This is a genomic window from Variovorax sp. GW821-FHT09A10 (genome assembly GCF_059418385.1).
Genome location: NZ_JBWKPT010000010.1, coordinates 120607 through 143730 on the forward strand (window position 1 = coordinate 120607; position 23124 = coordinate 143730).

General features: G+C 69.9%; 19 protein-coding genes. 4 read left to right on the forward strand and 15 right to left on the reverse strand.

The annotated features are described in order from the left end of the window. The first annotated feature begins 7 nt into the window (after positions 1–7). A complete protein-coding gene (locus AC07Q9_RS27380; RefSeq protein WP_495312465.1) occupies positions 8–877 on the forward strand; it encodes a lysophospholipid acyltransferase family protein in 870 nt (289 codons plus the stop codon). Between the two features lie 4 nt (positions 878–881). After that, positions 882–1871 (forward strand): phosphatidate cytidylyltransferase, encoded by a 990-nt coding sequence (locus tag AC07Q9_RS27385; RefSeq protein ID WP_492679247.1) that lies wholly within the window; start codon positions 882–884, stop codon positions 1869–1871. A 16-nt stretch (positions 1872–1887) separates the two neighbouring features. Here the strand turns inward: AC07Q9_RS27385 and AC07Q9_RS27390 are convergent, their stop codons facing one another. Further along, positions 1888–3981 carry a tetratricopeptide repeat protein gene (locus tag AC07Q9_RS27390; protein WP_495312466.1) on the reverse strand — a complete coding sequence of 698 codons (2094 nt, stop codon included), beginning with the start codon at positions 3979–3981 and terminating at the stop codon, positions 1888–1890. 148 nt (positions 3982–4129) lie between these two features. On the opposite strand from AC07Q9_RS27390, the gene ruvC reads away from it, so the two are divergent. After that, on the forward strand, positions 4130–4678 hold the full coding sequence (ruvC, locus tag AC07Q9_RS27395) for a crossover junction endodeoxyribonuclease RuvC (protein WP_062474210.1): 549 nt from the start codon (positions 4130–4132) through the stop codon (positions 4676–4678). Between the two features lie 7 nt (positions 4679–4685). Here ruvC and AC07Q9_RS27400 read toward each other — a convergent pair whose 3' ends face one another. Beyond that, complete coding sequence (locus AC07Q9_RS27400) at positions 4686–6008, reverse strand: alpha-methylserine aldolase (protein WP_495312467.1); 1323 nt, start codon at positions 6006–6008, stop codon at positions 4686–4688. Between the two features lie 114 nt (positions 6009–6122). On the opposite strand from AC07Q9_RS27400, the gene AC07Q9_RS27405 reads away from it, so the two are divergent. Continuing rightward, positions 6123–7070 carry a LysR family transcriptional regulator gene (locus AC07Q9_RS27405; protein WP_495312468.1) on the forward strand — a complete coding sequence of 316 codons (948 nt, stop codon included), beginning with the start codon at positions 6123–6125 and terminating at the stop codon, positions 7068–7070. Between the two features lie 10 nt (positions 7071–7080). On the opposite strand, the gene AC07Q9_RS27410 is transcribed toward AC07Q9_RS27405, so the two are convergent. The 13 genes from AC07Q9_RS27410 to AC07Q9_RS27470 form a co-directional block, all read right to left on the reverse strand. After that, positions 7081–7257, reverse strand: a complete 177-nt coding sequence (locus AC07Q9_RS27410; RefSeq protein ID WP_167394968.1) for a hypothetical protein — start codon at positions 7255–7257, stop codon at positions 7081–7083. 24 nt (positions 7258–7281) lie between these two features. Then, positions 7282–8205, reverse strand: a complete 924-nt coding sequence (gene lpxC, locus AC07Q9_RS27415) for a UDP-3-O-acyl-N-acetylglucosamine deacetylase (RefSeq protein WP_062474216.1) — start codon at positions 8203–8205, stop codon at positions 7282–7284. Positions 8206–8430: 225 nt separating this feature from the next. Continuing rightward, complete coding sequence (gene ftsZ / locus AC07Q9_RS27420; protein ID WP_099795080.1) at positions 8431–9645, reverse strand: cell division protein FtsZ; 1215 nt, start codon at positions 9643–9645, stop codon at positions 8431–8433. 170 nt (positions 9646–9815) lie between these two features. Continuing rightward, a complete protein-coding gene (gene ftsA, locus AC07Q9_RS27425; protein WP_056575685.1) occupies positions 9816–11045 on the reverse strand; it encodes a cell division protein FtsA in 1230 nt (409 codons plus the stop codon). A 20-nt stretch (positions 11046–11065) separates the two neighbouring features. After that, positions 11066–11854: a cell division protein FtsQ/DivIB gene (locus AC07Q9_RS27430; protein ID WP_062474220.1), complete on the reverse strand. Its 789-nt coding sequence runs from the start codon at positions 11852–11854 to the stop codon at positions 11066–11068. Positions 11855–11857: 3 nt separating this feature from the next. Beyond that, positions 11858–12829, reverse strand: a complete 972-nt coding sequence (locus AC07Q9_RS27435; protein ID WP_139703002.1) for a D-alanine--D-alanine ligase — start codon at positions 12827–12829, stop codon at positions 11858–11860. Continuing rightward, positions 12826–14289 (reverse strand): UDP-N-acetylmuramate--L-alanine ligase, encoded by a 1464-nt coding sequence (gene murC / locus AC07Q9_RS27440; protein WP_307695604.1) that lies wholly within the window; start codon positions 14287–14289, stop codon positions 12826–12828. Before murC ends, AC07Q9_RS27435 begins: the two co-directional genes overlap by 4 nt. Continuing rightward, positions 14286–15347, reverse strand: a complete 1062-nt coding sequence (gene murG, locus AC07Q9_RS27445; protein ID WP_495312469.1) for an undecaprenyldiphospho-muramoylpentapeptide beta-N-acetylglucosaminyltransferase — start codon at positions 15345–15347, stop codon at positions 14286–14288. Before murG ends, murC begins: the two co-directional genes overlap by 4 nt. Further along, positions 15344–16645, reverse strand: a complete 1302-nt coding sequence (gene ftsW, locus AC07Q9_RS27450; RefSeq protein WP_495312470.1) for a putative lipid II flippase FtsW — start codon at positions 16643–16645, stop codon at positions 15344–15346. Before ftsW ends, murG begins: the two co-directional genes overlap by 4 nt. Beyond that, on the reverse strand, positions 16642–18915 hold the full coding sequence (gene murD / locus AC07Q9_RS27455; RefSeq protein ID WP_495312471.1) for a UDP-N-acetylmuramoyl-L-alanine--D-glutamate ligase: 2274 nt from the start codon (positions 18913–18915) through the stop codon (positions 16642–16644). The genes ftsW and murD overlap by 4 nt, the downstream gene beginning before the upstream one ends. 10 nt (positions 18916–18925) lie before the next feature. After that, positions 18926–20104, reverse strand: a complete 1179-nt coding sequence (mraY, locus tag AC07Q9_RS27460; protein ID WP_099795073.1) for a phospho-N-acetylmuramoyl-pentapeptide-transferase — start codon at positions 20102–20104, stop codon at positions 18926–18928. A 15-nt stretch (positions 20105–20119) separates the two neighbouring features. After that, positions 20120–21571 (reverse strand): UDP-N-acetylmuramoyl-tripeptide--D-alanyl-D-alanine ligase, encoded by a 1452-nt coding sequence (locus AC07Q9_RS27465; RefSeq protein ID WP_495312472.1) that lies wholly within the window; start codon positions 21569–21571, stop codon positions 20120–20122. Beyond that, positions 21568–23124, reverse strand: a complete 1557-nt coding sequence (locus AC07Q9_RS27470) for a UDP-N-acetylmuramoyl-L-alanyl-D-glutamate--2,6-diaminopimelate ligase (RefSeq protein WP_495312473.1) — start codon at positions 23122–23124, stop codon at positions 21568–21570. Before AC07Q9_RS27470 ends, AC07Q9_RS27465 begins: the two co-directional genes overlap by 4 nt.

Below are 23124 nucleotides of genomic sequence, written 5' to 3' on the forward strand. Positions count from 1 at the left end.
CCTCCATATGCTGGCAAAGCTCACAGGTTGGTTGCTGCTGGGAATCGTCCGATTGCTCACCGGCGCGCAGGCGCGCTGGTACGGCTGTCCGCCGAAGGCCGAGCAGCGCATCTACTTCGCGAATCACCAGAGCCACGCGGACCTCGTGATGATCTGGGCCGCGCTGCCCGAGGAGCTGCGCAGCATCACGCGGCCCATCGCGGCGCGCGACTACTGGGCCAACACGCCGGTCAAGCGCTGGATCACGACGGAGGTGTTCAACGCGGTGTATGTGGAGCGGGCGGCCACGGGGGGTGCACCGGTTGCGCCGCCGTCGGTAGCACCGCCTCAGGCACCGCCACCCGCGGCGCCCATCGCCCCGGCCGAGCGCATCGAGCCGTCGATGGAGCCGCTGCTGCCGATCGAAACTGTGGTTCACGCACCGGCCGCCGAGGGCCCACAGGAGATCCAGGGACAGCTCGACCTTCCCGCGCCCCCGCCGCCCCCGCCACCGGTCGCACCGCCGCCGGTCATCGACCCCGAAGTACCAGTCGCCACGCCCGAGGCACCAGTCGCCGACCCGCTTGCCCCACTCATCGACGCGCTGCGCAGCGGCGACTCGATCATCATCTTTCCCGAAGGCACGCGTGGCCACACCGGCGAGCCGCAGAAATTCAAGTCGGGCCTGTACGCGCTGGCGACGATGTTCCCCGACGTGGTGCTCGTGCCGGCCTGGATCGACAACGTGCAGCGCGTGATGCCCAAGGGCGAGATCGTGCCCGTGCCCATCCTGTGCTCCGTCACCTTCGGCGCGCCGATCCGCGTCGAGGACGGCGAAGAGCGCCGCCCATTCCTCGACCGCGCCCGCGCCGCCGTGATCGCCTTGCGCGACGTCTGAAGGTATGAACCAGTTCCTGCGCAGCCTCAGCCCGACCCAGCAGGTCGCGGCCCTTTTCCTGATCGTCTTCGGCCTGCTCGTCATCGTGAGCACCGCCGTCTTCTTCCTGAGCTTCAAGGAGCGGCGCAACCCGGTGCACGACGAATCGTGGCAGGCCGAGCTGGCGCATTTCCGCGCGCTGCTGGGCACCACCTGGTTCATGGTGATCGTGTTCTGGATCGGCTGGGCGCTGGGCGAAACGGTGGCCACCGTGCTGTTCGCGCTGATCGCGTTCTTTGCGCTGCGCGAGTTCATCACGCTCTCGCCGACGCGCCGCGGCGACCACCGCAGCCTGATCCTCGCGTTCTTCGTGGTGCTGCCGATCCAGTTCTGGCTGGTGGCCACGGCGCGCTTCGACCTGTTCACGGTGTTCATCCCGGTCTACGTGTTCCTCGCCATTCCGGTGGCGAGCGCGCTGGCCAACGACCCCAGCCATTTCCTCGAGCGCAACGCCAAGCTGCAGTGGGGCATCATGGTCTGCGTCTACGGCATGAGCCACGTGCCCGCGCTGCTGCTGCTGACCTTCCCGGGCTACGAAGGCAAGAGCGCGTTCCTCGTGTTCTTCCTGGTGTTCGTGGTGCAGACCTCGGTGCTGGTGCAGCACCTGATCTCGCGGCGCATGCAGCGCACGCCGTTCGCGCCGAACGTGAGCCGCAGCTTCAACTGGACCAGCTGGGGCATCGGCATCGTCGTGGCCAGCCTGGTGGGCGCGCTGTTCTCGTTCATCACGCCGTTCAAGTTCGGGCAGGCGCTCGCGGTGTCGATCATTGCCTGCGTCGCGGGCTCGATGGGCCACCTCGTGATGAAGGCACTCAAGCGCGACCGCGGCATTCCGAACTGGGGCCAGAAGGGCGTGGGCGTGACCGGCGCCAACGGCCTGCTCGACCGCGTGGACGCGCTGTGCTTCGCGGCGCCGATCTTCTTCCACTCGATCCGCTGGTACTTCAACGTCTGAAGCACCGAGCGGGCGATCAGGCCTTGCGCAGCACCACCCGGTCGAAGGCCTGCTTTGCGCGCCGTCCTAGAGCCTTCGTCTTCAGTGCCTGCAGCTCGCGCTTGAGCCGCGTGCGCTGCTCGGTCGACAGCGCGGTGCCGAAACGCCCGAGTGCCAGTTCCAGCGCCTCGCGCTGTGCCGCCACCCGCCCCTGCCGCCCTTCGGCCTCGGCCAGCCATTCACAGGCATTGGCCACACGCTCGCGCAAGGCCGCGTCGCCCGACTCGCCAAAGCGTGCGATGAGCAGGCGGTAGGCCTTGGCCTGGCCGGCCAGGTCGTCCATCTTGTCGAAGGCCTTGGCCTTGTTGATCAGCGACTTGGCGGCCCACAGCTGCAGGGCGCTGTCCCGCGCCATCGCCGTGCGCGCGATCACCTCGTCGTAGCTGGCCACGGCCTCGGCGAAGCGGCCCGCGCGGCGCAGCACGGCGCCCTTGCGGAACAGCGCACCGGCCACGCGCGCACGCAGGTCGGGCAGCTCGGAATTGCCCCAGCGCGCGACGATCTCGTCGTGCACGCGCATCTCGTCCGCGGGTCGCGCGAGGCGGTCGAGCGCAGTGCTCTTGTATTGCAGGCACAGCGCCACCTGCGACTGCATCTCGGTGGAGGCATCGGCGCCGTAGCGCGCGTCCATCGCGTCGGCCGCCTCGACGACCTCGGTGAAATGCTCCAGCGCCAGCAGGCAGAAGGTCTTGTGCGACAGGGCGCGCGCGCACTGGCGGCGCATCAGCGGGTGCGGCGAGGCGGCATGTGCCGAGAGCACCTCGTCGAACAGCGCGATGGCCTCGCGCGATGCGCCCGCGTCGCCGAGCTTGCGGCCTTCGCGGACGGTGTCACATGCCGCGTCGAAGAGCTCGGTCGGCAACTCGCCGGCGTCGAGCCCACCCGTCTTTCGCAGGCGCTTCAGGCAGGCCTCGCGCCCGGCCGTCGCCTTCACGCGCAGCTCGCGCAGTTCGCGCAGTTCGGGCGTGGCGGCGTCGCGCGACGCTGCCACGAGCGGCTCGTACACCGCAAGCGCCGCCTCGGGCCGACCCAGCAGGTCGAGCAGCACGAAGCCCTTGTGCAGCAAGGTGGTGGCCACGGTGCGCTGCACCACGGCGTCGGCGTCGTGCGCGAACGTGCCGAGCAGGCGCTCGCAGGCGGCCAGCGCGGCCTCGCCATCGCCCTGGTCGCGCAGCCCCACGGCCCATTCGTGGGCGCGCACGGCCGCGAGGCGGCGCACCTGCGCGGAGGCGTCGTGGCCGTAGCGGTCGAGCAGCCAGCCGACCAGCTCGGCGCGGCGCGCGACCTCGTCGAGCCCGAGGCCGTCGAAGAACAAGGCCAGCGCGCGCACGCCTTCGAGCCGCAGCTCGGGCGCGGCCTCGGCCAGCCCGGTTTCGATCGGGTCGGCCACCTGCAGGCACAGCACCTGCGCCTGCGTGTGCTGCGCCAGCTCGCGCAGGTTGAGCACCGCAGCCAGCCGCGCCCGCGCCACGCGCAGCACCACGCCGGCATCGGTGCCGCCCTCAAAGCGTTCGATGGCCGCTTCGAGCGTGGCCAATGCGTCCTGCGGCAGGCCGCGGTGGTGTTCGATCTCGGCCTTCAGCAGGCGCGCGTCGAGCCGCCATGCATCGAGCGCGGCATCGGCCTGCGCATCGAGCTGCTCGCTCATGAAGTCGCAGGCCTCGCAGCGTGCCGCCGCGTCGTCGATGAGCCAGGTGCGCTGGTACAGCGCGTGGGCGATGTGCGCGCGGATCTCGGGCTCGCTGCGCCCGCCGTGCGCGGCCACGAGGCGGTCGAGCGTGGCCAGCGCGTCGGCCGGGCGATGCAGCTGGCGCAGCACGTGCGCGAGCAGCCGCAGCGCCTGGCAACAGGGCACGACCACGGCGGCGTCGGGCAGCGCGCCGAACTCGGCGATCAGCCGGCTGCAGGCGCCGATCGCCTCGCGGCGGCGGCCGAGGTCGCTGAGCAGCTCCGCCTGGCGAAAGCTCGCGGCGGCGCGTTCGGCAGGAGATTGCTGCGGGTGCGCGGGCAAGGCCGGGGCGTCGTTCAATGGCTTCGGTTGCTGCTGCGCGGAGGACTCGACTACATTCACCTTCGCTTCCTTGTGTGGCGCGCCCCGCGCGGAGCGGGGCGGAATGCAAGAACGGCGGATTCTGCCCGCGATCCCCCACGCATCGCGCGCGAATTCGCACCTTCTTCAACCTTCCTCACCCAGGCTTAGGCCTTTACGCTTCCTTTTCATGCGGATCCTCGGCATCGACCCCGGTTTGCAGACCACCGGCTTCGGCGTGGTCGATGCGGACGGCCATGCGCTGCGCTACGTGGCCAGCGGCACCATCAGCACCCGGCACCTGGGCAGCGGCAACCTGCCGGCGCGCCTGAAGGTGCTGTTCGACGGCATCGGCGAGATCACGGCGCGCTACCAGCCCGAGGCGTCGGCGGTCGAAATCATCTTCGTCAACGTCAACCCGCAGTCGACGCTGCTGCTGGGCCAGGCGCGCGGCGCCTGCGTGACGGCGCTGGTGAGCCACAACCTCTCGGTGGCCGAGTACACGGCGCTGCAGATGAAGAAGGCCGTGGCGGGCCACGGCCAGGCCGCGAAGGCGCAGGTGCAGGAGATGGTGAAGCGCCTGCTCGACCTGCCCGGCCTGCCGGGCGCCGACGCGGCGGACGCGCTGGGCATCGCGATCACGCACGCGCAGGTCGGCCGCTCGATGGCGCGGCTCGCGGAGGCGGCCGAGCTGTCGAAGACCCACGCCGGCACCTACCGGCAAGGGCGTTCGCGCTGAGGACGATTCAGCGCACGATGTAGCGCAGGTCGCCCAGGCGCCGGCGGCGTTCGCGCACCTCGGCGGCCACGGCGGGCGCATCGCCTGCCAGCGCTCGCGCGATCCAGTCGGCCAGCTGCGGCATGTCTTCGGGCGTGAAGCCCAGCCGCACGATCTCGGGCACGCCCAGGCGCAGGCCGTTGATGTCGCTGTCGACAGGCGCACTCGGCAGGCCGATGCCGCAGGCCAGCAGGCCGCCTTGGGCCAGCTGCTTCGCGGCGCGCTGCCCGCCGCCCCAGCGCGCGGCCTCGAGGGCGAACTGGTGCGACTGCGTGAAGCCTCGCGCCTTGGCGAACACCGGCAGGCCTTGCGCATCGAGCGCGCGCGCCAGCGCCTGCGCGGTGTCGCGCATCGCCGCCGCATAGGCCGCGCCGTGCACCTTCCAGTCGAGCAGGCCGCGCGCCAGCGCCGCGGTGCGGCCCGCGTCCGAGTTGGCCGTGAGGCCGGGGTAGGCGATGGCGTCGATGCGCTCCATCAGCGCCGCGTCGTTCGCCACGATCAGCCCGCCGGCCGGGCCGCCCAGGCTCTTGTATGTGCTCATGGTGATCGCGTGCGCGCCGTCTTCGAGCGGCTGCGGCCAGGCCTTGCCGGCCACCATGCCCGAGAGGTGCGCGGCATCGAACAGCACCTTGGCGCCCACGCTGTCGGCCACCTCGCGGATCGCGGGCACCGGGTGCGGGAACAGGTTGAGGCTGCCGCCGATGGTGATGAGCTTGGGCTTCACCTCGCGCGCGAGCTTGGCCAGCGCCACCACGTCGACCGAGTAGCCGTCGGCATCGACCGGCGCCGGCACGGTCTTCAGGCCGTAGAGCCCGGCCGCGCCCGCCGCGTGGTGCGTCACATGGCCGCCGATGGCGGGCGGCGGCGCGATGATCGTGTCGCCGGGCCGGCAGGTCGCCATGAACACGTAGAGGTTCGACAGCGCGCCCGAGCTCACGCGCACCTCGGCGAAGCGCGCGCCGAACACCTCGGCCGCCAGCTCGGCGGCGACGACCTCGATGCGCTCGATGGCGTCCAGCCCCATCTCGTACTTGTCGCCCGGGTAGCCCAGCGACGGGCGCGAGCCCAGCCCGCGCGACAGCAGCGCCTCGGCGGCGGGGTTCATCACGTTGGTGGCGGGGTTGAGGTTCAGGCCGTCGACGTCGTGGATGCGGTGGCTGTCGGCCACGAGGCGTTCGATCTCGGCGGCCACGCCCGCCGCGTCGCGCGCGGCGGCGTCGGCAGCAATGGCGAGCACGTGGTCCTCGCTGGCGGCGGGAACCCAGGAACGGCGGTGAAGGGCTGCGGGCATGCGGTGTCTCGCTGGGAGTGGTGGAAGGGAATGACCGCATGGTCGCGCCCCGTACGCCAACGGGCAACATGGATAAACTGGGCCTGAGCCCTAGAAAAACTGGGCCTCCATCGCATGTCCCTCGCCCCACCCCGCCCTCGCCTGCCGCCGCACACGGCCGTGCGCGCCTTCGAGGCCGCGGCGCGCCACGGCAGCTTTGCTCGGGCGGCCGAGGAACTGTTCGTGACGCCCGCCGCCGTCGCGCAGCAGATCAAGGCGCTCGAGACCTGGGCCGGCGGTGCGCTGTTCGAGCGGCACAGCCAGGGCATCCGGCTCAGCGCGCACGGCCGGCGCGCGTTGCCGGCGCTCAGCACGGCGGTCGACCAGCTCGGCCTCGCGGTGCAGGCGCTGCGCCAGGAGACGCAGACCGCCGCGCGCCGCAGCACGCTGCAGGTGGCGGCCCTGCCGGCGATGGCGCAGCTGTGGCTGTCGCCGCGGCTCTCGCGGCTGAAGGCCGCGCTGCCCGGCGTGCAGGTGTCGGTGACGGCGCTGGAGCAGCCGCCGAACTTCCGGCGCGAGCCTTTCGATCTCGGGCTGTTCTACGCGCGAGGCGCCGAAGCCGCCGTCGGTGCCACGTGCATCCCGCTCGCACGCGACCGTCTCGTGCCCGTGTGCAGCCCGCGCGTGCGCGCATCGCTGGAGAGCGCACGCCCGCGCCCGCTCGACGACCTCCTCGACGTGCTCGCGCGCTGCGGCGGCCTGCACGACACGGTGTGGCGCGACGACTGGTCGCGCTGGCTGCAGGCCGTGCGCCCCGGTACCACGGCGGCCGAGGCCGATGCGCTGGCCGCCGGCCCGGATTTCTCGCTCTACAGCCTCGCGCTGCAGGCCGCGCTCGACGGCGAAGGGGTGCTGATGGGGCGCGAGCGGCTGGTGGCCCCGCTGCTGGAGAAAGGCCGGCTGCACGCGCCCTGGGGGCGGCCGAAGGCGCTGGGAGACACGTTGATGCTGCTGGTGCCCGCGCATCGCAAGGGGCCGCTGCTTGCGCAGCAGGTGCAGGCGCTGCAGGCCCTGGTCGATTGAACGGCTCGCGCTACGCGACGCGCTCGGCGATCAGCACGGCGAAGAAGCCGAGCGCCGCCAGCACCGTCCACTTGAACACGATCCAGCCGAAGCGGCGGTACTTGACCTGCCCCGTGCCCGCATAGAACGCGAAGGACACGCCTGCCACCAGCAGAAGCAGCAGGATGGCCCAGCGAAAGAGAAGCATCGGAAAGAAAAGCGCGCGCCGGGCTTACCAGGCCCGCGCCACTTCGCCGAAGCCGCGCGGTGCGCGCTTCTCGTCCTCGAAGGTCACGACCTCGTAGGCGTCGCTGTGCGAGAGCAACTCGCGCAGCAGCTTGTTGTTGAGCGCATGGCCCGAGCGGAACGCGGTGTACGCGGCCAGCAGCGGCTTGCCGATGATGTACAGGTCGCCCATGGCGTCGAGGATCTTGTGCTTCACGAACTCGTCGTCGTAGCGCAGGCCGCCGGCATTGAGCACCTTGGTGTCGTCCATGACGATGGCGTTGTCCAGGCCGCCTCCGCGTGCCAGGCCCTTGCTGAGCATGTACTCGAGTTCCTTGGTGAAACCGAAGGTGCGCGCGCGTGCGATGTCGCGGCTGTACGAGTCGGCGCCCAAATCGAAATCCACGCGCTGGCCGGTGGAGTTGACGACGCGGTGGTCGAAGTCGATCTCGAAGCTCAGCTTGAAGCCGTGGTACGGCTCCAGGCTCGCCCACTTCTCGTTGGCGCCCTCGCCTTCGCGCACCTCGACCTTGCGCAGCACGCGGATGAAGCGGCGCGGCGCCTTCTGCAGTTCGATGCCCGCGCTTTGCAGCAGGAACACGAAGGACGAGGCCGACCCGTCGAGGATCGGCACTTCGTCGGCCGTGATGTCGATGTAGAGGTTGTCGATGCCCAGGCCCGCGCAGGCGGACATGATGTGTTCGACGGTCTGCACCTTGGCGCCGCCCGTGGAGACGGTGGACGCCAGGCGCGTGTCGGTGACCGCTTCGGCGGTCATGCGGATCTCGACCGGCTCGGGCAGGTCGACGCGACGGAACACGATGCCCGTGTCGGCGGGGGCCGGTCGCAGGGTCAGCTCCACGCGTTGGCCGCTGTGAAGCCCCACGCCCACGGCGCGGCTGATCGACTTGAGGGTTCGTTGTTGCAGCACGCCCGAGATTTTAGGCGGGCGGCGACCGTGACGCCCTATTCCCTTCGCTATGGCCGCGATAGACATGGACCGGTCAGATAAGAAAGAACAAAAAGCCGGGGAGCCCCGGCGGTGGACGCAAGGGGCACGAGGTGGACGCAGCGCCTAGAGCCGGGGGGCAGTCCCTTTCAGGTCTTCCCCGTCCCCTTGCGAACCCTCGTGCCCTCTGCGTTCGGTGGCCTGCGGTCAGTCGGCCTGACGGCGCAGGAATGCGGGGATCTCGAAGTCGTCCATGCCACCCGACGACAGCGCGTCGACCTTGGCGGCGGCCATCGTGCGGTTGGTGCGCCACACGCTGGGCACGGCCATGCCGTCGTAGTTGGGCTGGCTGCCCGAACCACCACCCGCGTGGCCCATGCCGCCGAGCGTCGGCACGGTGAACGGGATGTTGTCGGTGCCGGTGCGGATCACTTCGAGCGTCGGGGCCTGGCGGCGTGCGTCGGCGCGCGACAGACCCGTGGCCACCACCGTGACGCGCATCTGGTCGCCCAGGCTTTCGTCGTAGGCGGCGCCGTAGATCACGTGCGCGTCCGGCGAGGCGTAGGCGCGGATGGTGTTCATCGCGAGCTTCGACTCGTTCAGCTTCAGCGAACCCTTCGATGCCGTCACCAGCACCAGCACGCCCTTGGCGCCCGAGAGGTCGATGCCTTCGAGCAGCGGGCAGGCCACGGCCTGTTCGGCGGCGATGCGCGCGCGGTCCGGGCCTGCGGCCGCGGCCGTGCCCATCATGGCCTTGCCGGGTTCGCCCATCACGGTGCGCACGTCTTCGAAGTCGACGTTCACGCCGCCGTACTCGTTGATGATTTCCGAGATGCCGCCCACGGCGTTCTTCAGCACGTCGTTGGCGTGCGCGAAGGCTTCGTCTTGCGTGATGTCTTCACCGAGCACGTCCAGCAGCTTCTCGTTGAGCACGACGATCAGCGAGTCGACGTTGGCTTCGAGCTCGGCCAGGCCGGCGTCGGCGTTGGTCATGCGACGGCCGCCTTCCCAGTCGAAGGGCTTGGTCACCACGCCCACCGTCAGGATGCCCATTTCCTTGGCCACGCGCGCGATCACGGGTGCGGCGCCGGTGCCGGTGCCGCCGCCCATGCCGGCCGTGATGAACAGCATGTGCGCGCCGTCGATGGCGGCGCGGATGTCGTCCACTGCGGCTTCGGCCGCGTCACGGCCCTTCTCGGGCTTGCTGCCGGCGCCCAGGCCGCTGATGCCCAGCTGGATGTTCTTGTGCGCGTTGCTGCGTTGCAGGGCTTGCGCGTCGGTGTTGGCGCAAACGAACTGCACGCCTTGCACACCACGCTCCATCATGTGGGCGACCGCATTGCCACCGCCGCCGCCGACACCGATCACCTTGATCTGCGTGCCCTGGTTGAATTCTTCGACTTCGATCATTTCGATGGTCATTTCTAACTCCTTGAATATTGCAGTTGCCGTTATGTGTCTATGAATATTTCTTCTGCCGTGACGTGATCAACGGGATCGCCGTCGCGATGGTGGACCGGTGCGTCGCCATCGCTCGTTGAAATGCAGCGGAGGACCCGCGCGTGCGAGCCAGAGTGGGGAATGGTTCATGGTCAGAAGTTCCCCACGATGAAGTCCTTGAAACGTCCGAACGCAGTCTTTACGGACCCGTTCTTCTGTGCGACCTTGAAGCCACGCATGCGTGCAAAACGTGCTTCCTCGAGCAGGCCCATCACGGTGGCCGCGCGCGGCTGCGCCACCATGTCCGAGAGCGCGCTCGAGTACTTCGGAATGCCGCGGCGCACGGGCTTGAGGAAGATGTCTTCACCGAGCTCGACCATGCCGGGCATGACGGCACTGCCGCCCGTGAGCACCACGCCCGACGACAGCACTTCCTCGTAGCCCGACTCGCGCACCACCTGCTGCACCAGCGAGAAGATTTCTTCGATGCGCGGCTCGATCACGCCGGCAAGCGCCTGCTTGCTCAACATGCGCGGGCCGCGATCGCCAAGGCCGGGGACTTCGACCTGCGATTCAGGGTCGGCCAGCAGCTGCTTGGCATAGCCGTGCTCGACCTTGATGTCCTCCGCGTCCTTGGTGGGCGTGCGCAGGGCCATCGCGATGTCGCTCGTGATGAGGTCGCCCGCGATCGGGATCACGGCCGTGTGGCGGATCGCGCCGTTGGTGAAGATCGCCACGTCGGTCGTGCCCGCGCCGATGTCGACCAGCACCACGCCCAGTTCGCGCTCGTCTTCGGTGAGCACCGCCTGGCTCGAGGCCAGCGGGTTCAGCATCAGCTGGTCGACCTCCAGGCCGCAGCGGCGCACGCACTTGATGATGTTCTCGGCCGCGCTCTGCGCGCCGGTCACGATGTGCACCTTGGCCTCCAGACGCATGCCGCTCATGCCGATCGGCTCCTTCACGTCCTGGCCGTCGATCACGAACTCCTGCGGCTCCACCAGCAACAGGCGCTGGTCGCTCGAGATGTTGATGGCGCGCGCCGTCTCGACCACGCGGGCCACGTCGGCGGGCGTGACTTCCTTGTCCTTCACCGCCACCATGCCGCTCGAGTTGATGCCGCGGATGTGGCTGCCGGTGATGCCGGTGTAGACGCGGCTGATCTTGCAGTCGGCCATCAGCTCGGCTTCTTTCAGCGCCTGCTGGATGCTCTGCACGGTGGCGTCGATGTTCACCACGACGCCGCGCTTGAGGCCGTTGCTGGGCGCGATGCCCAGGCCGGCCAGCTTGAGCTCGCCGCCTTGCAGCACCTCGGCCACGACCACCATCACCTTGGCGGTTCCGATGTCCAGGCCTACGACCAGGTCTTTGTATTCTTTGGGCATGTAGATGTCCTCGGTATTCGCTACTTGATTTTTCTTGGGGCCTCGGGCGAGACCGTGGTGACGCCGCGCAGCCGCAGGGCATACGCGTCGTTGTGGCGCAGATCGGCGCGTTCGACGTCGGCCACCGTGCGGCGGTACTGGCCCGCGACCTGCGTCACGGTCTTCAGGAACCGCTGCAGGCGCGCCGACACCTCGTCGCTCTGGCCGCGGCCGAGCTCGATCTCGGCCCCGCTGTCCAGCAGCACCTTCCAGCTGCCGCGGCTGGACAGCCGCAGCTCGGCGATGTCGAAGTCGTAGGGCTCGAACATCGGCGCAAGCACGCGGTACATGCCCAGCACCTGCCCGGCCTGCTCGATCGGGCCGTCCAGCCGCGGCAGGTCGGCATCGACCTCGGCCACGTTGGCCTCGAACACGTCGCCGAAGCCGTTGATCAGCTTGGAGCCGGCCTCGTCGCCCCACACCGCCACCGGCACCTGCTCGGTCAGCGTCACGCGCAGCTTGTTCGGAAACTCGCGCCGCACCACCGCGCTGCGCACCCACGGCACCGTCTCGAAGGCGGTGCGCGCACGCGCCAGGTCGATGGTGAAGAAGTTGCCCTTGAGCTGCGGCGCCACGTTGGCGCGCAGCGTGACCGCGTTGTTGTGCGTGACCTCGCCGTCCACCTTGATGCCCGAGATCGGGAAGAAAGGCTGGCGCAGCACCCACCACGCGCTCGCCGCCAGCAGCATGAGCGCCACCAGCACGAACGCAACGTTCGCGACGATGTTCATCAGCTTGACGTCGAAGGGAGCGGGGATGCTGTCGGCCATGGCTTAGTTCGCGCCTCCCTTGGCATCGAGTGCGGCCGAAGCCAGCACGCGCACGCACAGCTCTTCGTAGGGAATGCCCGCCGCGCGCGCCGACATCGGCACCAGCGAATGGCTGGTCATGCCGGGCGAGGTGTTCATCTCGAGCAGGAAGGGCTTGCGGTCGCTGGCGCGGATCATCACGTCGGCGCGGCCCCAGCCGCGGCAGCCGAGCGTGTGGTACGCGGCCAGCGTGATGCGCTGGATCTCGCGTTCCTCGGCCTCGGGCAGGCCGCTCGGGCACTGGTACTTCACGTCGTCGGTGAAGTACTTGTTCTGGTAGTCGTAGGCGCCCTCGGGCGCGGCGATGCGTACCACCGGCAGCGCGCGTGCGTCCAGGCCCTGGCCGAGCACGGCGCAGGTGACTTCCTCGCCGTCGATGAACTCTTCGCACAGCACGTCGGCGTCGAACTTCGCCGACAGCGCCACGGCGTCCTGCATCTGCGAGTAGCCCTCGACCTTGGTCACGCCGATGGACGAACCCTCGCGCGGCGGCTTCACGATCAGCGGCAGGCCGAGCACGTCGGGCACGACCATGATCTGCTCGCGGCTTTGCTGGTCGAAGGCCAGGCGCACGTACTTGGGCGTGGGCAGGCCGTCGGCCTGCCAGATGCGCTTGGTCATGACCTTGTCCATGGCCACGCTCGAGGCCATCACGCCCGAGCCGGTGTAGGGAATGCCGAGCAGCTCGAGCGCGCCCTGCACCGTGCCGTCTTCGCCATGGCGACCATGCAGCGCGACGAAGCAGCGCGCGAAGCCTTCGCGCTTCAGGTCGGTCAGCTCGCGCTCCGACGGGTCGAAGGCATGCGCGTCGACGCCGCGCGAACGCAGGGCCTGCAGCACGCCGGCACCGGACATCAGCGACACCTCGCGTTCGGCGGAACTGCCGCCGAACAGCACGGCGACCTTGCCGAAAAGTTGTGGATCCTGAAGGCTCACGCGGCCCTCCCCTTGCGCGCAGTGCGCTCTGAAGTTGTTGATGAGGGTGCGGGCGGCGTGCCGAGTTCGACCACCTTGCCCGGCACCGCGCCGATGGAGCCCGCGCCCATGCACAGCACCACGTCGCCCGCGCGGGCGTTGTCCAGGATGGCCTGCGGCATGGCGACGATGTCGTCCACGAACACCGGCTCGACCTTGCCGGCCACGCGCAGCGCGCGCGCCAGCGTGCGGCCGTCGGCGGCCACGATGGGCGCCTCGCCCGCGGCATAGACCTCGCCGAGCAAGACCGAGTCGGCCGTGCCGATGACCTTCACGAAGTCCTCGAAGCAGTCGCGCGTGCGGGTGTAGCGGTGCGGCTGGAAGGCCAGCACCAGCCGGCGGCCCGGGAAGGCGCCGCGCGCGGCAGCGATGGTGGCCGCCATCTCGACCGGGTGGTGGCCGTAGTCGTCGATGACGGTGAAGCGCCCGCCTGCCGTGTCGTTCGGCACGGCCACGTCGCCGTAGCTCTGGAAGCGGCGGCCCACGCCCTTGAAGCCGGCCAGGCCGCGCTGCACCGCTTCGTCGGCAATGCCGAGCTCGACCGCCATGGCGATCACCGACAGCGCGTTGCGCACGTTGTGCTCGCCCGGCAGGTTCAGCACGATGGGCAGGTCGGGCAGCGTCACGCCGTTGCGGCGCTGGGCGGTGAAATGCATCTGGCCGCCGACGGCGCGCACGTCGATGGCGCGCACCTGGGCGTCCTCGCCGAAGCCGTAGCTGGTGACCGGGCAGGTCACGTCGGCCACGATCTCGCGCACCGCCGGATCGTCGGTGCACAGGATGGCCACGCCGTAGAACGGCATGCGGTGCAGGAAATCGACGAAGGCCTTCTTCAGCTTCGCGAAGTCGTGCCCGTAGGTCTCCATGTGGTCGGCGTCGATGTTCGTGACCACCGCCATCACGGGCAGCAGGTTCAGGAACGAAGCGTCCGACTCGTCGGCCTCGACCACGATGTAGTCGCCGCTGCCCAGCTGCGCGTTGGCGCCGGCGCTGTTCAGGCGCCCGCCGATCACGAAGGTCGGGTCCAGCCCGGCGGCCTCGAGCACGCTGGCGGCCAGGCTGGTGGTGGTGGTCTTGCCGTGCGTGCCGGCAATGGCGATGCCCTGCTTCAGGCGCATCAGCTCCGCGAGCATCAGCGCGCGCGGCACGACCGGAATGCGCTTTTCGCGCGCGGCCAGCACCTCGGGGTTGTCCGACTGCACGGCGGTGGAGGTGACGACCGCGTCGGCGCCGTCGATGTGCGCGGCGGCATGGCCCACGAAGGTCCCGATGCCCAGGCCCGCGAGCCGGCGCAGCGTGGCACTGTCGGACAGGTCGGAGCCGGTGATCCGGTAGCCCAGGTTCAGCAGCACCTCGGCGATGCCGCTCATGCCGGAGCCGCCGACGCCGACGAAGTGGATGTGACGGATCGCGTGCTTCATTTCGCAAGCTCCTCGCAGGCGCGGACGACCGCGTCCACTGCTTCGGTCTTCTGCAGGGTCTTGGCCTTGGTGGCCCGGTCGATCAAGGTCGCGCGTTCGGTTTTCTGTAGCAAATCAGCCAGCAATTCAGGGGTGAGGTCGGTCTGTTGCACCAGCCAGCCGCCGCCCGCGTCCACGAGGAAGCGCGCGTTGGCGGTCTGGTGGTCGTCGACCGCCGAGGGGAAAGGCACGAACAGCGCTGCTGCGCCGACGGCCGCGATTTCGGTGACGGTGCTGGCGCCCGCGCGCGCGACGATGAGGTCGGCTTCGGCGTACGCCTGCGCGGTGTCGTCGATGAAGGGCGTGAGTTCGCCCTCGACGCCGGCCGCCGCATAGTTGGCGCGCAACTCGTCGATCTGCTTGGCGCCGCTCTGGTGCAGCACCTGCGGGCGTTCGGCGGGCGCGATGCGCGCCAGCGCCTGCGGCACGACGGTGTTGAGCGCCCGCGCGCCCAGGCTGCCGCCGACCACCAGCAATTTGAGCGGTCCCGTGCGGCCCGCGAAGCGCGTGGCTGGATCGGGCTGCGACGTGAACGCCGCGCGCAGCGGATTGCCCACCCACTGCGCCTTCTTCAGCACGTTCGGGAAGGCCGTGAACACGCGGTCGGCCACGCCCGCCAGCACCTTGTTGGCGAGGCCGGCCACCGAGTTCTGCTCGTGCAGCACCAACGGCTTGCCCATCAGCACGCCCATCATTCCGCCCGGGAAGGTGATGTAGCCGCCCAGGCCCACGAGCACGTCGGGCTTCACGCGGCGCACCACGGCCAGGCTCTGCCAGAAGGCGCGCAGCAGCTTCAGCGGCAGCAGGAACAAGGTGAGCGGACCCTTGCCACGCACGCCGCCGAACTGCACGGGCTCGAAGGCGAAGCCGCGCGGGGGCACGAGTTTTTCTTCCATGCTGCCGGGCGCGCCCAGCCAGTGCACGCGCCAGCCGCGCTCGCGCAGGGCCTCGGCCACCGCGAGACCCGGGAAGATGTGGCCGCCCGTGCCGCCCGCCATGACCAGCGCAGTGCGCGTCATACGCGACCTCCCCGCATCAGCACGCGGTTCTCGTAGTCGATGCGCAGCACGACCGCCAGCGCCACGAGGTTCATCAGGATCGCCGAGCCGCCGAAGCTCATCAGCGGCAAGGTCAGGCCCTTGGTCGGCAGTGCGCCGAGGTTCACGCCCATGTTGATGAAGGCCTGGAAGCCCATCCACACGCCCACGCCCTGCGCCACGAGGCCCGAGAACACGCGGTCGAGCGCGATCGCCTGGCGGCCGATGTGCATGATGCGGCGCGTGAGCCAAAGGAACAGGCCGATGATCAGCAGCACGCCGACCAGGCCGAACTCTTCGCCGATCACGGCCAGCAAAAAGTCGGTGTGCGCTTCGGGCAGCCAGTGCAGCTTCTCGACGCTGCCGCCCAGGCCCACGCCGAAGACCTCGCCGCGCCCGATGGCGATCAGCGAGTGCGACAGCTGGTAGCCCTTGCCCAGCGCGTGCTCTTCGCTCCACGGATCGAGGTACGCAAAGATGCGTTCGCGGCGCCACGGGCTGCTCGCCACGATGGAGCCGAAGGCCACCACCACCAGCGTCGCGATCACGAAGAACATGCGCGCGTTCACGCCGCCCAGGAACAGGATGCCCATGGCGATCACGGCGATCACCATGAAGGCGCCCATGTCGGGCTCGGCCATCACCAGCATGCCGACCACCACCACCGCGATGCCCATCGGCAGCACGGCGCGGAAGAAGCGTTCCTTGATCTCCATCTTGCGCACCATGTAGCTGGCGGCATAGAGCACCATCGCGAACTTGGCCAGCTCCGACGGCTGGAAGCGCATGAAGCCCATCGGCAGCCAGCGGCGCGCGCCGTTCACGTTGATGCCGATGTGCGGAATGAGCACCGCCACCAGCAGCAGCAGCGAAGCCACGAAGAGCCAGGGCGCGACGCGCTCCCAGGTCTTCATGGGGACCTGGAAGGTCAGCAACGCGGCGATGAAGGCGATGACCAGCGAAGCCGCGTGCCGCGTGAGGAAGTACGAGGCGCTGTAGCCGGCGCGTGCGAAGCGCGGGTTGTCGGGCAGCGCGATCGAGGCCGAATACACCATGATCAGGCCCCAGGTCATCAGCGCGACCGTGACCCAGACCAGCGCCTGGTCGAAGCCCAGCACGCGCATCGGCGTGGCCTTGGTCTGCGCAATGCCGGCGCCGCCCAGCCGCACGGGCAGGTGCACGGGCAGCGCGTCCATGCCGCTGCGGGCGCGCCGGAACCAGCCGCCGAAACGGCTGCCGGTGCGGGTTTCCTGCGTGGCGCCCGGGGCTGCGGAGTTCAAATCGGGTCCTCCATCGATCCGGCAGTAGAGAGCGAAGCTTGCGGGGCGTACGACACCACCGCGTCGTCGCCACCCACGGCCTCGCGCGGGCTGTCGGCGTAAGCCTCCACGGCCTCGCAGAACACCTCGGCGCGGTGCGCGTAGTCCTTGAACATGTCGAAGCTCGCACAGGCCGGTGACAGCAGCACGGCATCGCCGGGGTGGGCGCGCGCGGCGGCGAGCTTCACGGCTTCTTCCATCGAGCCCGCATGCTTCAGCGAGACGCCCGTGGAAGCCAGCGCGGCCTCGATCAACGGGGCGTCGCGGCCGATGAGCACGACGGCGCGCGCGTACTGGCGCACGGGGTCGGCCAGCGGCTCGAAGTCCTGGCCCTTGCCTTCGCCGCCGAGGATCACGACCACGCGTCGCTCCTCGCCGAGGCCGCTCAGTGCAGCCACGGTGGCGCCGACGTTGGTGCCCTTGCTGTCGTCGAAGAACTCGACCTCGTCCACGATGGCGATCGGCTCGACACGGTGCGGCTCGCCGCGGTACTCGCGCAGGCCGTAGAGCATCGGGCCCAGCGGGCAGTCGGCGGCGCTGGCGAGCGCGAGCGCGGCCAGGGCGTTCATGGCGTTGTGTCGGCCGCGGATGCGCAGCGCGTCGGCGGGCATGAGGCGCTGGAAGAAGATTTCTTCTTCGACCACCGCGCCGCGCTTGCGCTTCTGCGTTTCGTCGGCCTCCAGTGCGCGCACGAGCCAGGCCACGCCGTTGATGCGCTCGATGCCGTAGTCGCCGGGACGCAGCGGCATCTCACCGCCGAAGGTGACGTGGGCGCGGATCTGCGGACGCTGCAGCTTCACGCGGACGGGCGGCGGCAGCATGGCCATCACGCCGGCGTCATCGCGGTTCAGGATCAACAGACCCTTGGCGCCGAAGATGCGCGCCTTGGCAGCCGCATACGCCGGCATGTCGCCATGCCAGTCGAGGTGATCCTGCGTGAGGTTGAGCACGGTCGCGGCCGTGGGCTCGAAGCCCTGCACGCCGTCGAGCTGGAAGCTCGAGAGTTCGAGCACCCACACCTCGGGCAGCGTGTCGGCGTCGATGTGCGCGGCCAGCGTGTCGAGCAGTGTCGGGCCGATGTTGCCGGCCACGGCCACGGTCTTGCCCGCGCGCTCGACCAGCTGGCCGGTGAGCGAGGTGACGGTGGTCTTGCCGTTGGTGCCGGTGATGGCGAGCACAGCGGGCGTGTAGCCCTTGGGCGCTTCGGGTTCGGGCTCGGGCACGAGCACCATCTGGGGCGTGTCTTCCTCGACCGCGGCCGACGCCGGGTTGGTGGCCGACAGCTCGGCGATCGTGGCGACGAACGCGGCGGCTTCGCGCGCCGCGGTGGGCACGTAGGGCTTGCCGGGGGGCGGGAGCCGGGAGAGGCTGGCGGCGGACGCGGGTGCGGGCGGCGCATCGGGTGCGTCGGCGGTGGCGGCCGGTGCTGCGCCGTCTTCCGTGGCGGCGTCTTCGGCGACGACGTCTTCGGTGGGTGGCGTCACCGGGACGCTCAGCGACGCGTCGCGCGGCATGGCTTCGGCCATGGCGGGCGGTGTGGGTTCGGCGGCTTCGGTCGGTTCGACGGAAGCGACGGGTTCGGCTTCTGCGGCAGTCGCATCGACTGGCAGTGCGGCTTCGGTCGACTCGGCGACCACGGCCTCCGTGTGTGCAGCCGCCTCGGTCGCCTCAACAGCGTCGACAGGTGCAGCCGCTTCGGGCTCGCCTTCGACAACCGCAGCCGTCTCCGGCGCAGGCACTTCCGGCGTCTCGACCACCGCAGCATCCACCACAGGGGCTTCTTCGCTCAAGGCCAGTTCGGCCTGGACCGGCGTTTCAACGACAGGTTCGGCCACGGCGGTTTCAACCGGCACGTCAGCTTCGGCCTCCACCACCGGCACCTCGACCGTCCGCAGGTCGAGCAGCGCACGCGCGAACAGGTCCAGCTCACCGCCGACCACGAGGCCCACGGCCTTGGCGGCATCGACGACCGGCGCCAGCGTCGCGGGCGACAGGCCCGGCGAGCGGTACACCGCGCGGATCGGCGTGCCTTCGACCAGCGCGGCCGTGAACGGCCCGCCGATGAAGGTGGCATCTGGCAGCTCGGCCTGCAGCGTCGCCAGCGAAGCCGGTGCCTCGCGCGTGTCGGCCACGGTCACGACCGCGCCGTGGCGCGCGCACCAGCGCGCCATCGCCAGCCCGGACGCGCCGAGGCCGAGGATGAGAACGGGGAGGTCTTTCAGGTGCCGCATGGTTGTGTGGTTACCGCAGCTTCAGCGTCGACAGGCCGATGAGGCACAGCAGCATCGTGATGATCCAGAAGCGCACGACGACCTGCGTCTCGCGCCAACCGCTCTTCTCGAAGTGGTGGTGCAGCGGTGCCATCTTGAGCACGCGGCGGCCTTCGCCGTAGCGCTTCTTCGTGTACTTGAAGTACATGACCTGCGCCATCACCGAGATCGCCTCGACCACGAAGATGCCGCCCATGATGAAGAACACGATCTCCTGGCGCACGATGACCGCGATGGTGCCCAGCGCGCCGCCCAGCGCCAGCGCGCCCACGTCGCCCATGAAGACCTGCGCCGGATGGGTGTTGAACCAGAGGAACGCGAGGCCCGCGCCGGCCATGGCCGAGCAGAACACCAGCAGCTCGCCCGAACCCGGGATGTTGGGGAACAGCAGGTACTTGGAGTACACCGCGCTGCCCGTGACATAGGCGAACACGCCCAGCGCCGAGCCCACCATCACCACCGGCATGATCGCCAGGCCGTCGAGGCCGTCGGTGAGGTTCACCGCGTTGCTCGCGCCCACGATCACGAGGTAGGTGAGGATCACGAAGCCGATGCCGCCCAGCGGGTAGCTCACTTCCTTGAAGAAGGGCACCAGCAGGTTGATCTTGGGCGGAAAGTCGAGGTCGAAGCCCGAGCGCACCCAGGCGTAGAACAGCTCGAGCACGCGCCAGTTGGAACTCTCGGAAATGCTGAACAGCAGGTAGAAGCCCGCGAGCAGGCCGACCAGCGATTGCCAGAAGTACTTCTCGCGCGAGCGCATGCCTTCGGGGTCCTTGCGCACCACCTTGCGCCAGTCGTCGACCCAGCCGATGGCGCCGAAGCCCATCGTGACCCACAGCACGATCCACACGAAGCGGTTCGAGATGTCGAACCACAGCAAGGTGGCGAAGGCGATGGCGAACAGCACCAGCACGCCGCCCATGGTCGGCGTGCCGCTCTTGGTCAGGTGCGTTTCCATGCCGTAGCCGCGGATCGGCTGGCCGATCTTGAGCGCGGCGAGGCGGCGAATGACATACGGGCCGGCCACCAAGCCGACCACGAGCGCGGTCAGCGCGGCCATGAGCGCGCGGAACGTGAGGTAGTTGAAAACGCGCAAGAACCCGAACTCGGGCGACAGCGTCTGCAGCCATTGGGCCAGGGACATCAGCATGGTGTGTTGCGCGGCTCATGCGTCATGACCGGCCTCCTTTTGTTGTTGTGCTTCGATCGCCTGCACCACGCGCTCCATCTTCATGAAGCGCGACCCCTTGACCAGCACGCTGCCCAGCTGCGGCAGGCGGGCGAGCACGGCCGCGCGGAGCGTGTCGAAATCGTCGAAATGGCGTCCATCGACACCATCGTTGTTGTTGTTGAAAGCCGTCGCCGCATGCACGGTCTCGCCGCCCAGCGTGTAGACGGCGTCGAGGCCGCGCTGGCGCGCCCAGGCACCGACCTCGGCGTGGAATTCCGGCGAACGGTCGCCGACCTCGCCCATTTCGCCGAGCACCAGCAGGCGCGGCGCGGGCAGGCCGGTGAGCACGTCGATGGCGGCAATCACGGAATCGGGGTTGGCGTTGTAGCTGTCGTCGACCAGCGTGAGCGCGTGCCCGCCGGGCAGCACGACCTCGCTGGCGCGCGAACGGCCCTTGACCGGCTCGAAGGCCGACAGGCCCGCGGCGATGGTGTCGAGCGACACGCCCGCGGCCAGCGCGCAGGCGGTGGCGGCGAGCGCGTTGCCCACGTTGTGGCGGCCCGCGATGTGCAGGCGCGCGTCGAAGGCGCCCAGCGGCGTGCGCACGCGCACGGTCCAGGCGCCCTGCTGCCATTCGGCGCTGTCGAGCGAGATGTCGGCGTCGGCGTGCTCGCCGAAGGTCAGGCAGCGGCGCGAACCGCTCTGGCGCGCCAGGTCGGTCCACAGCGAGGTGAAGGTGTCGCCGTACGGGAACACGGCCGTGCCGTCGTCGGGCAGTTCGGCAAACACGGCGGCGTTCTCGATGGCGACCGCCTCGACGCTGGCCATGAACTCCTGGTGCTCGCGCTGCGCGTTGTTGACCAGCGCGATGGTCGGTTGCGACATGACAGCCAGCCGCGCGATCTCGCCCGGGTGGTTCATGCCCAGTTCGAGCACCGCCAGCTGGTGCTGCGCGCGCAGGCGCATCAGCGTGAGCGGCACGCCGATCTCGTTGTTGAAGTTGCCGGCCGTGGCCAGCGCGCGGTCGGCGCGGAAGGCGGCGAGCACGGCCGCGATCATCTGCGTGACCGTGGTCTTGCCGTTGCTGCCGGTGACGGCGATCAGCGGCAGCTGGAACTGCGCGCGCCAGCCGGCGCCCAGCGCACCGAGCGCGATGAGCGAGTCGGGCACCTCGAGGCCGGCGAGCCCTGCGGCTTCGAGGCCGCCGTGCGCGATGGCGGCCACGGCGCCCTGCTTCTTCGCGTCCGCCAGGAAATCGTTCGCGTCGAAACGCTCGCCCTTGAGCGCGACGAACAGGTCGCCGGCGGCCAGGGTGCGGGTGTCGGTGTGGACACGGGCGATCACGGTGGACGGGTCGCCCACGAGGCGCGCACCCGGCACCCATTGCTGCGCCTGCGCCAGCGTGAGGTTGAGCGGTGTCGAGATGGGCGTGGCCATGGCGGTCATGCGGCACCCCGCTTCGCGAGCGCGTCGAGCGCGTGGGTCTTGTCGGAGAACGGCAGGCGCTGGCCCGCGATCTCCTGCCACTCCTCGTGGCCCTTGCCGGCGATCAGCACCACGTCTTGCGGCGCGGCCTGGGCAATGGTTTCGGCGATGGCGCGCGCACGGTCGACCTGCACGCGCGCCGCCTCGACGCGCGTGAAGCCGCGCAGCGCCTGGCTAATGATGGCGTCGGGGTTCTCGTTGCGCGGGTTGTCGCTGGTGAGCACGACGTGGTCGGCCTGCCGCTCGGCGACGGCCGCCATCAGCGGGCGCTTGATCGGGTCGCGGTTGCCGCCGCAGCCGAACACGCACCAGAGCGCGCCGCCGCGTTGTTTGGCCAACGGGCGCAGGCCGGCGAGGGCCTTGTCGAGCGCGTCGGGCGTGTGGGCGTAGTCGACCACGGCCAGCGGTGCACCCTCGGTCGGCTGCACGCGGTCCATGCGGCCCGGCACGCTGCTGAGGTGGGCGCAGGCGGTCACGGCCTGTGCGAGCGTGAGGCCCAGCGCGCGCAGCGTGCCGAGCACGCCGAGCAGGTTGGCGACGTTGTACTGGCCGATCAGCCCGGTGGCGAGCCGCTCGGCCGGCGCCGTGCTGCCGTGCTCGGCCACGGTGAACTGCAGGCCTTGCGCGTCGTAGCCGATGTCGCGCGCCATGAGCCGCGCGGGCTTGCCGGCGGCCGAGACGGTCCAGACGTCGAGCGCGCCGATGCCGGCGTCGAGCAGGTTGGCGCACAGGCTGGCACCGTGCATGTCGTCGATGTTGATCACCGCCGCGCGCAGGCCGGGCCAGCGGAACAGCTCGGCCTTGGCCTGCCAGTAGGCGTCCATGCTGCCGTGGTAGTCGAGGTGGTCCTGCGTGAAATTGGTGAACACGGCGACCGCGATGCGGCAGCCGTCGAGCCGGCGCTCGGCGATGCCGATCGACGAGGCCTCGATCGCGCAGGCGCCGAAGCCTTCCGTGACGAAGTCGCGCAGCGCGCGCTGCAGCATCACGGGGTCGGGCGTGGTCAGGCCGGTGTAGGTGAGTTCGGGCGGCACGCCGATGCCCAGGGTGCCGACCACGGCGCAGGGCGACGGGGCGCCGCGCTCGGTGGTGCCGTCGGGGCGCATGGCGCGCACGCCGCCGGCCGCGCGCAGCGTGGACAGCGATTCGGCCAGCCACCACGCGGTGGAAGTCTTGCCGTTGGTGCCGGTCACGGCCAGCAGGTCGAGCTGCGCCGAGGGGTTGTCGTAGAAGGCCGCGGCGATCGGGCCGGTGGCGGCCTTGAGGCCGGGGTAGCTCACGATGCGCTCATCGCCGTCGAAGCCGAAGGCGTCCACGCCCTCGTGCTCGACGAGGCAGGCCACAGCGCCCTGCGCCAGCGCGGCCGCCACGTGCTGGCGGCCATCGGTCGCGGCACCGGGCCAGGCGATGAAGGCATCGCCCGGGCCGACCGCGCGGCTGTCGGCGAGCAGCGCGCCCTGCACGCGCTCCTTGAGCCAGAACGCGGCGGTGGTGGGGGAAGTGAGTGTCAGCAT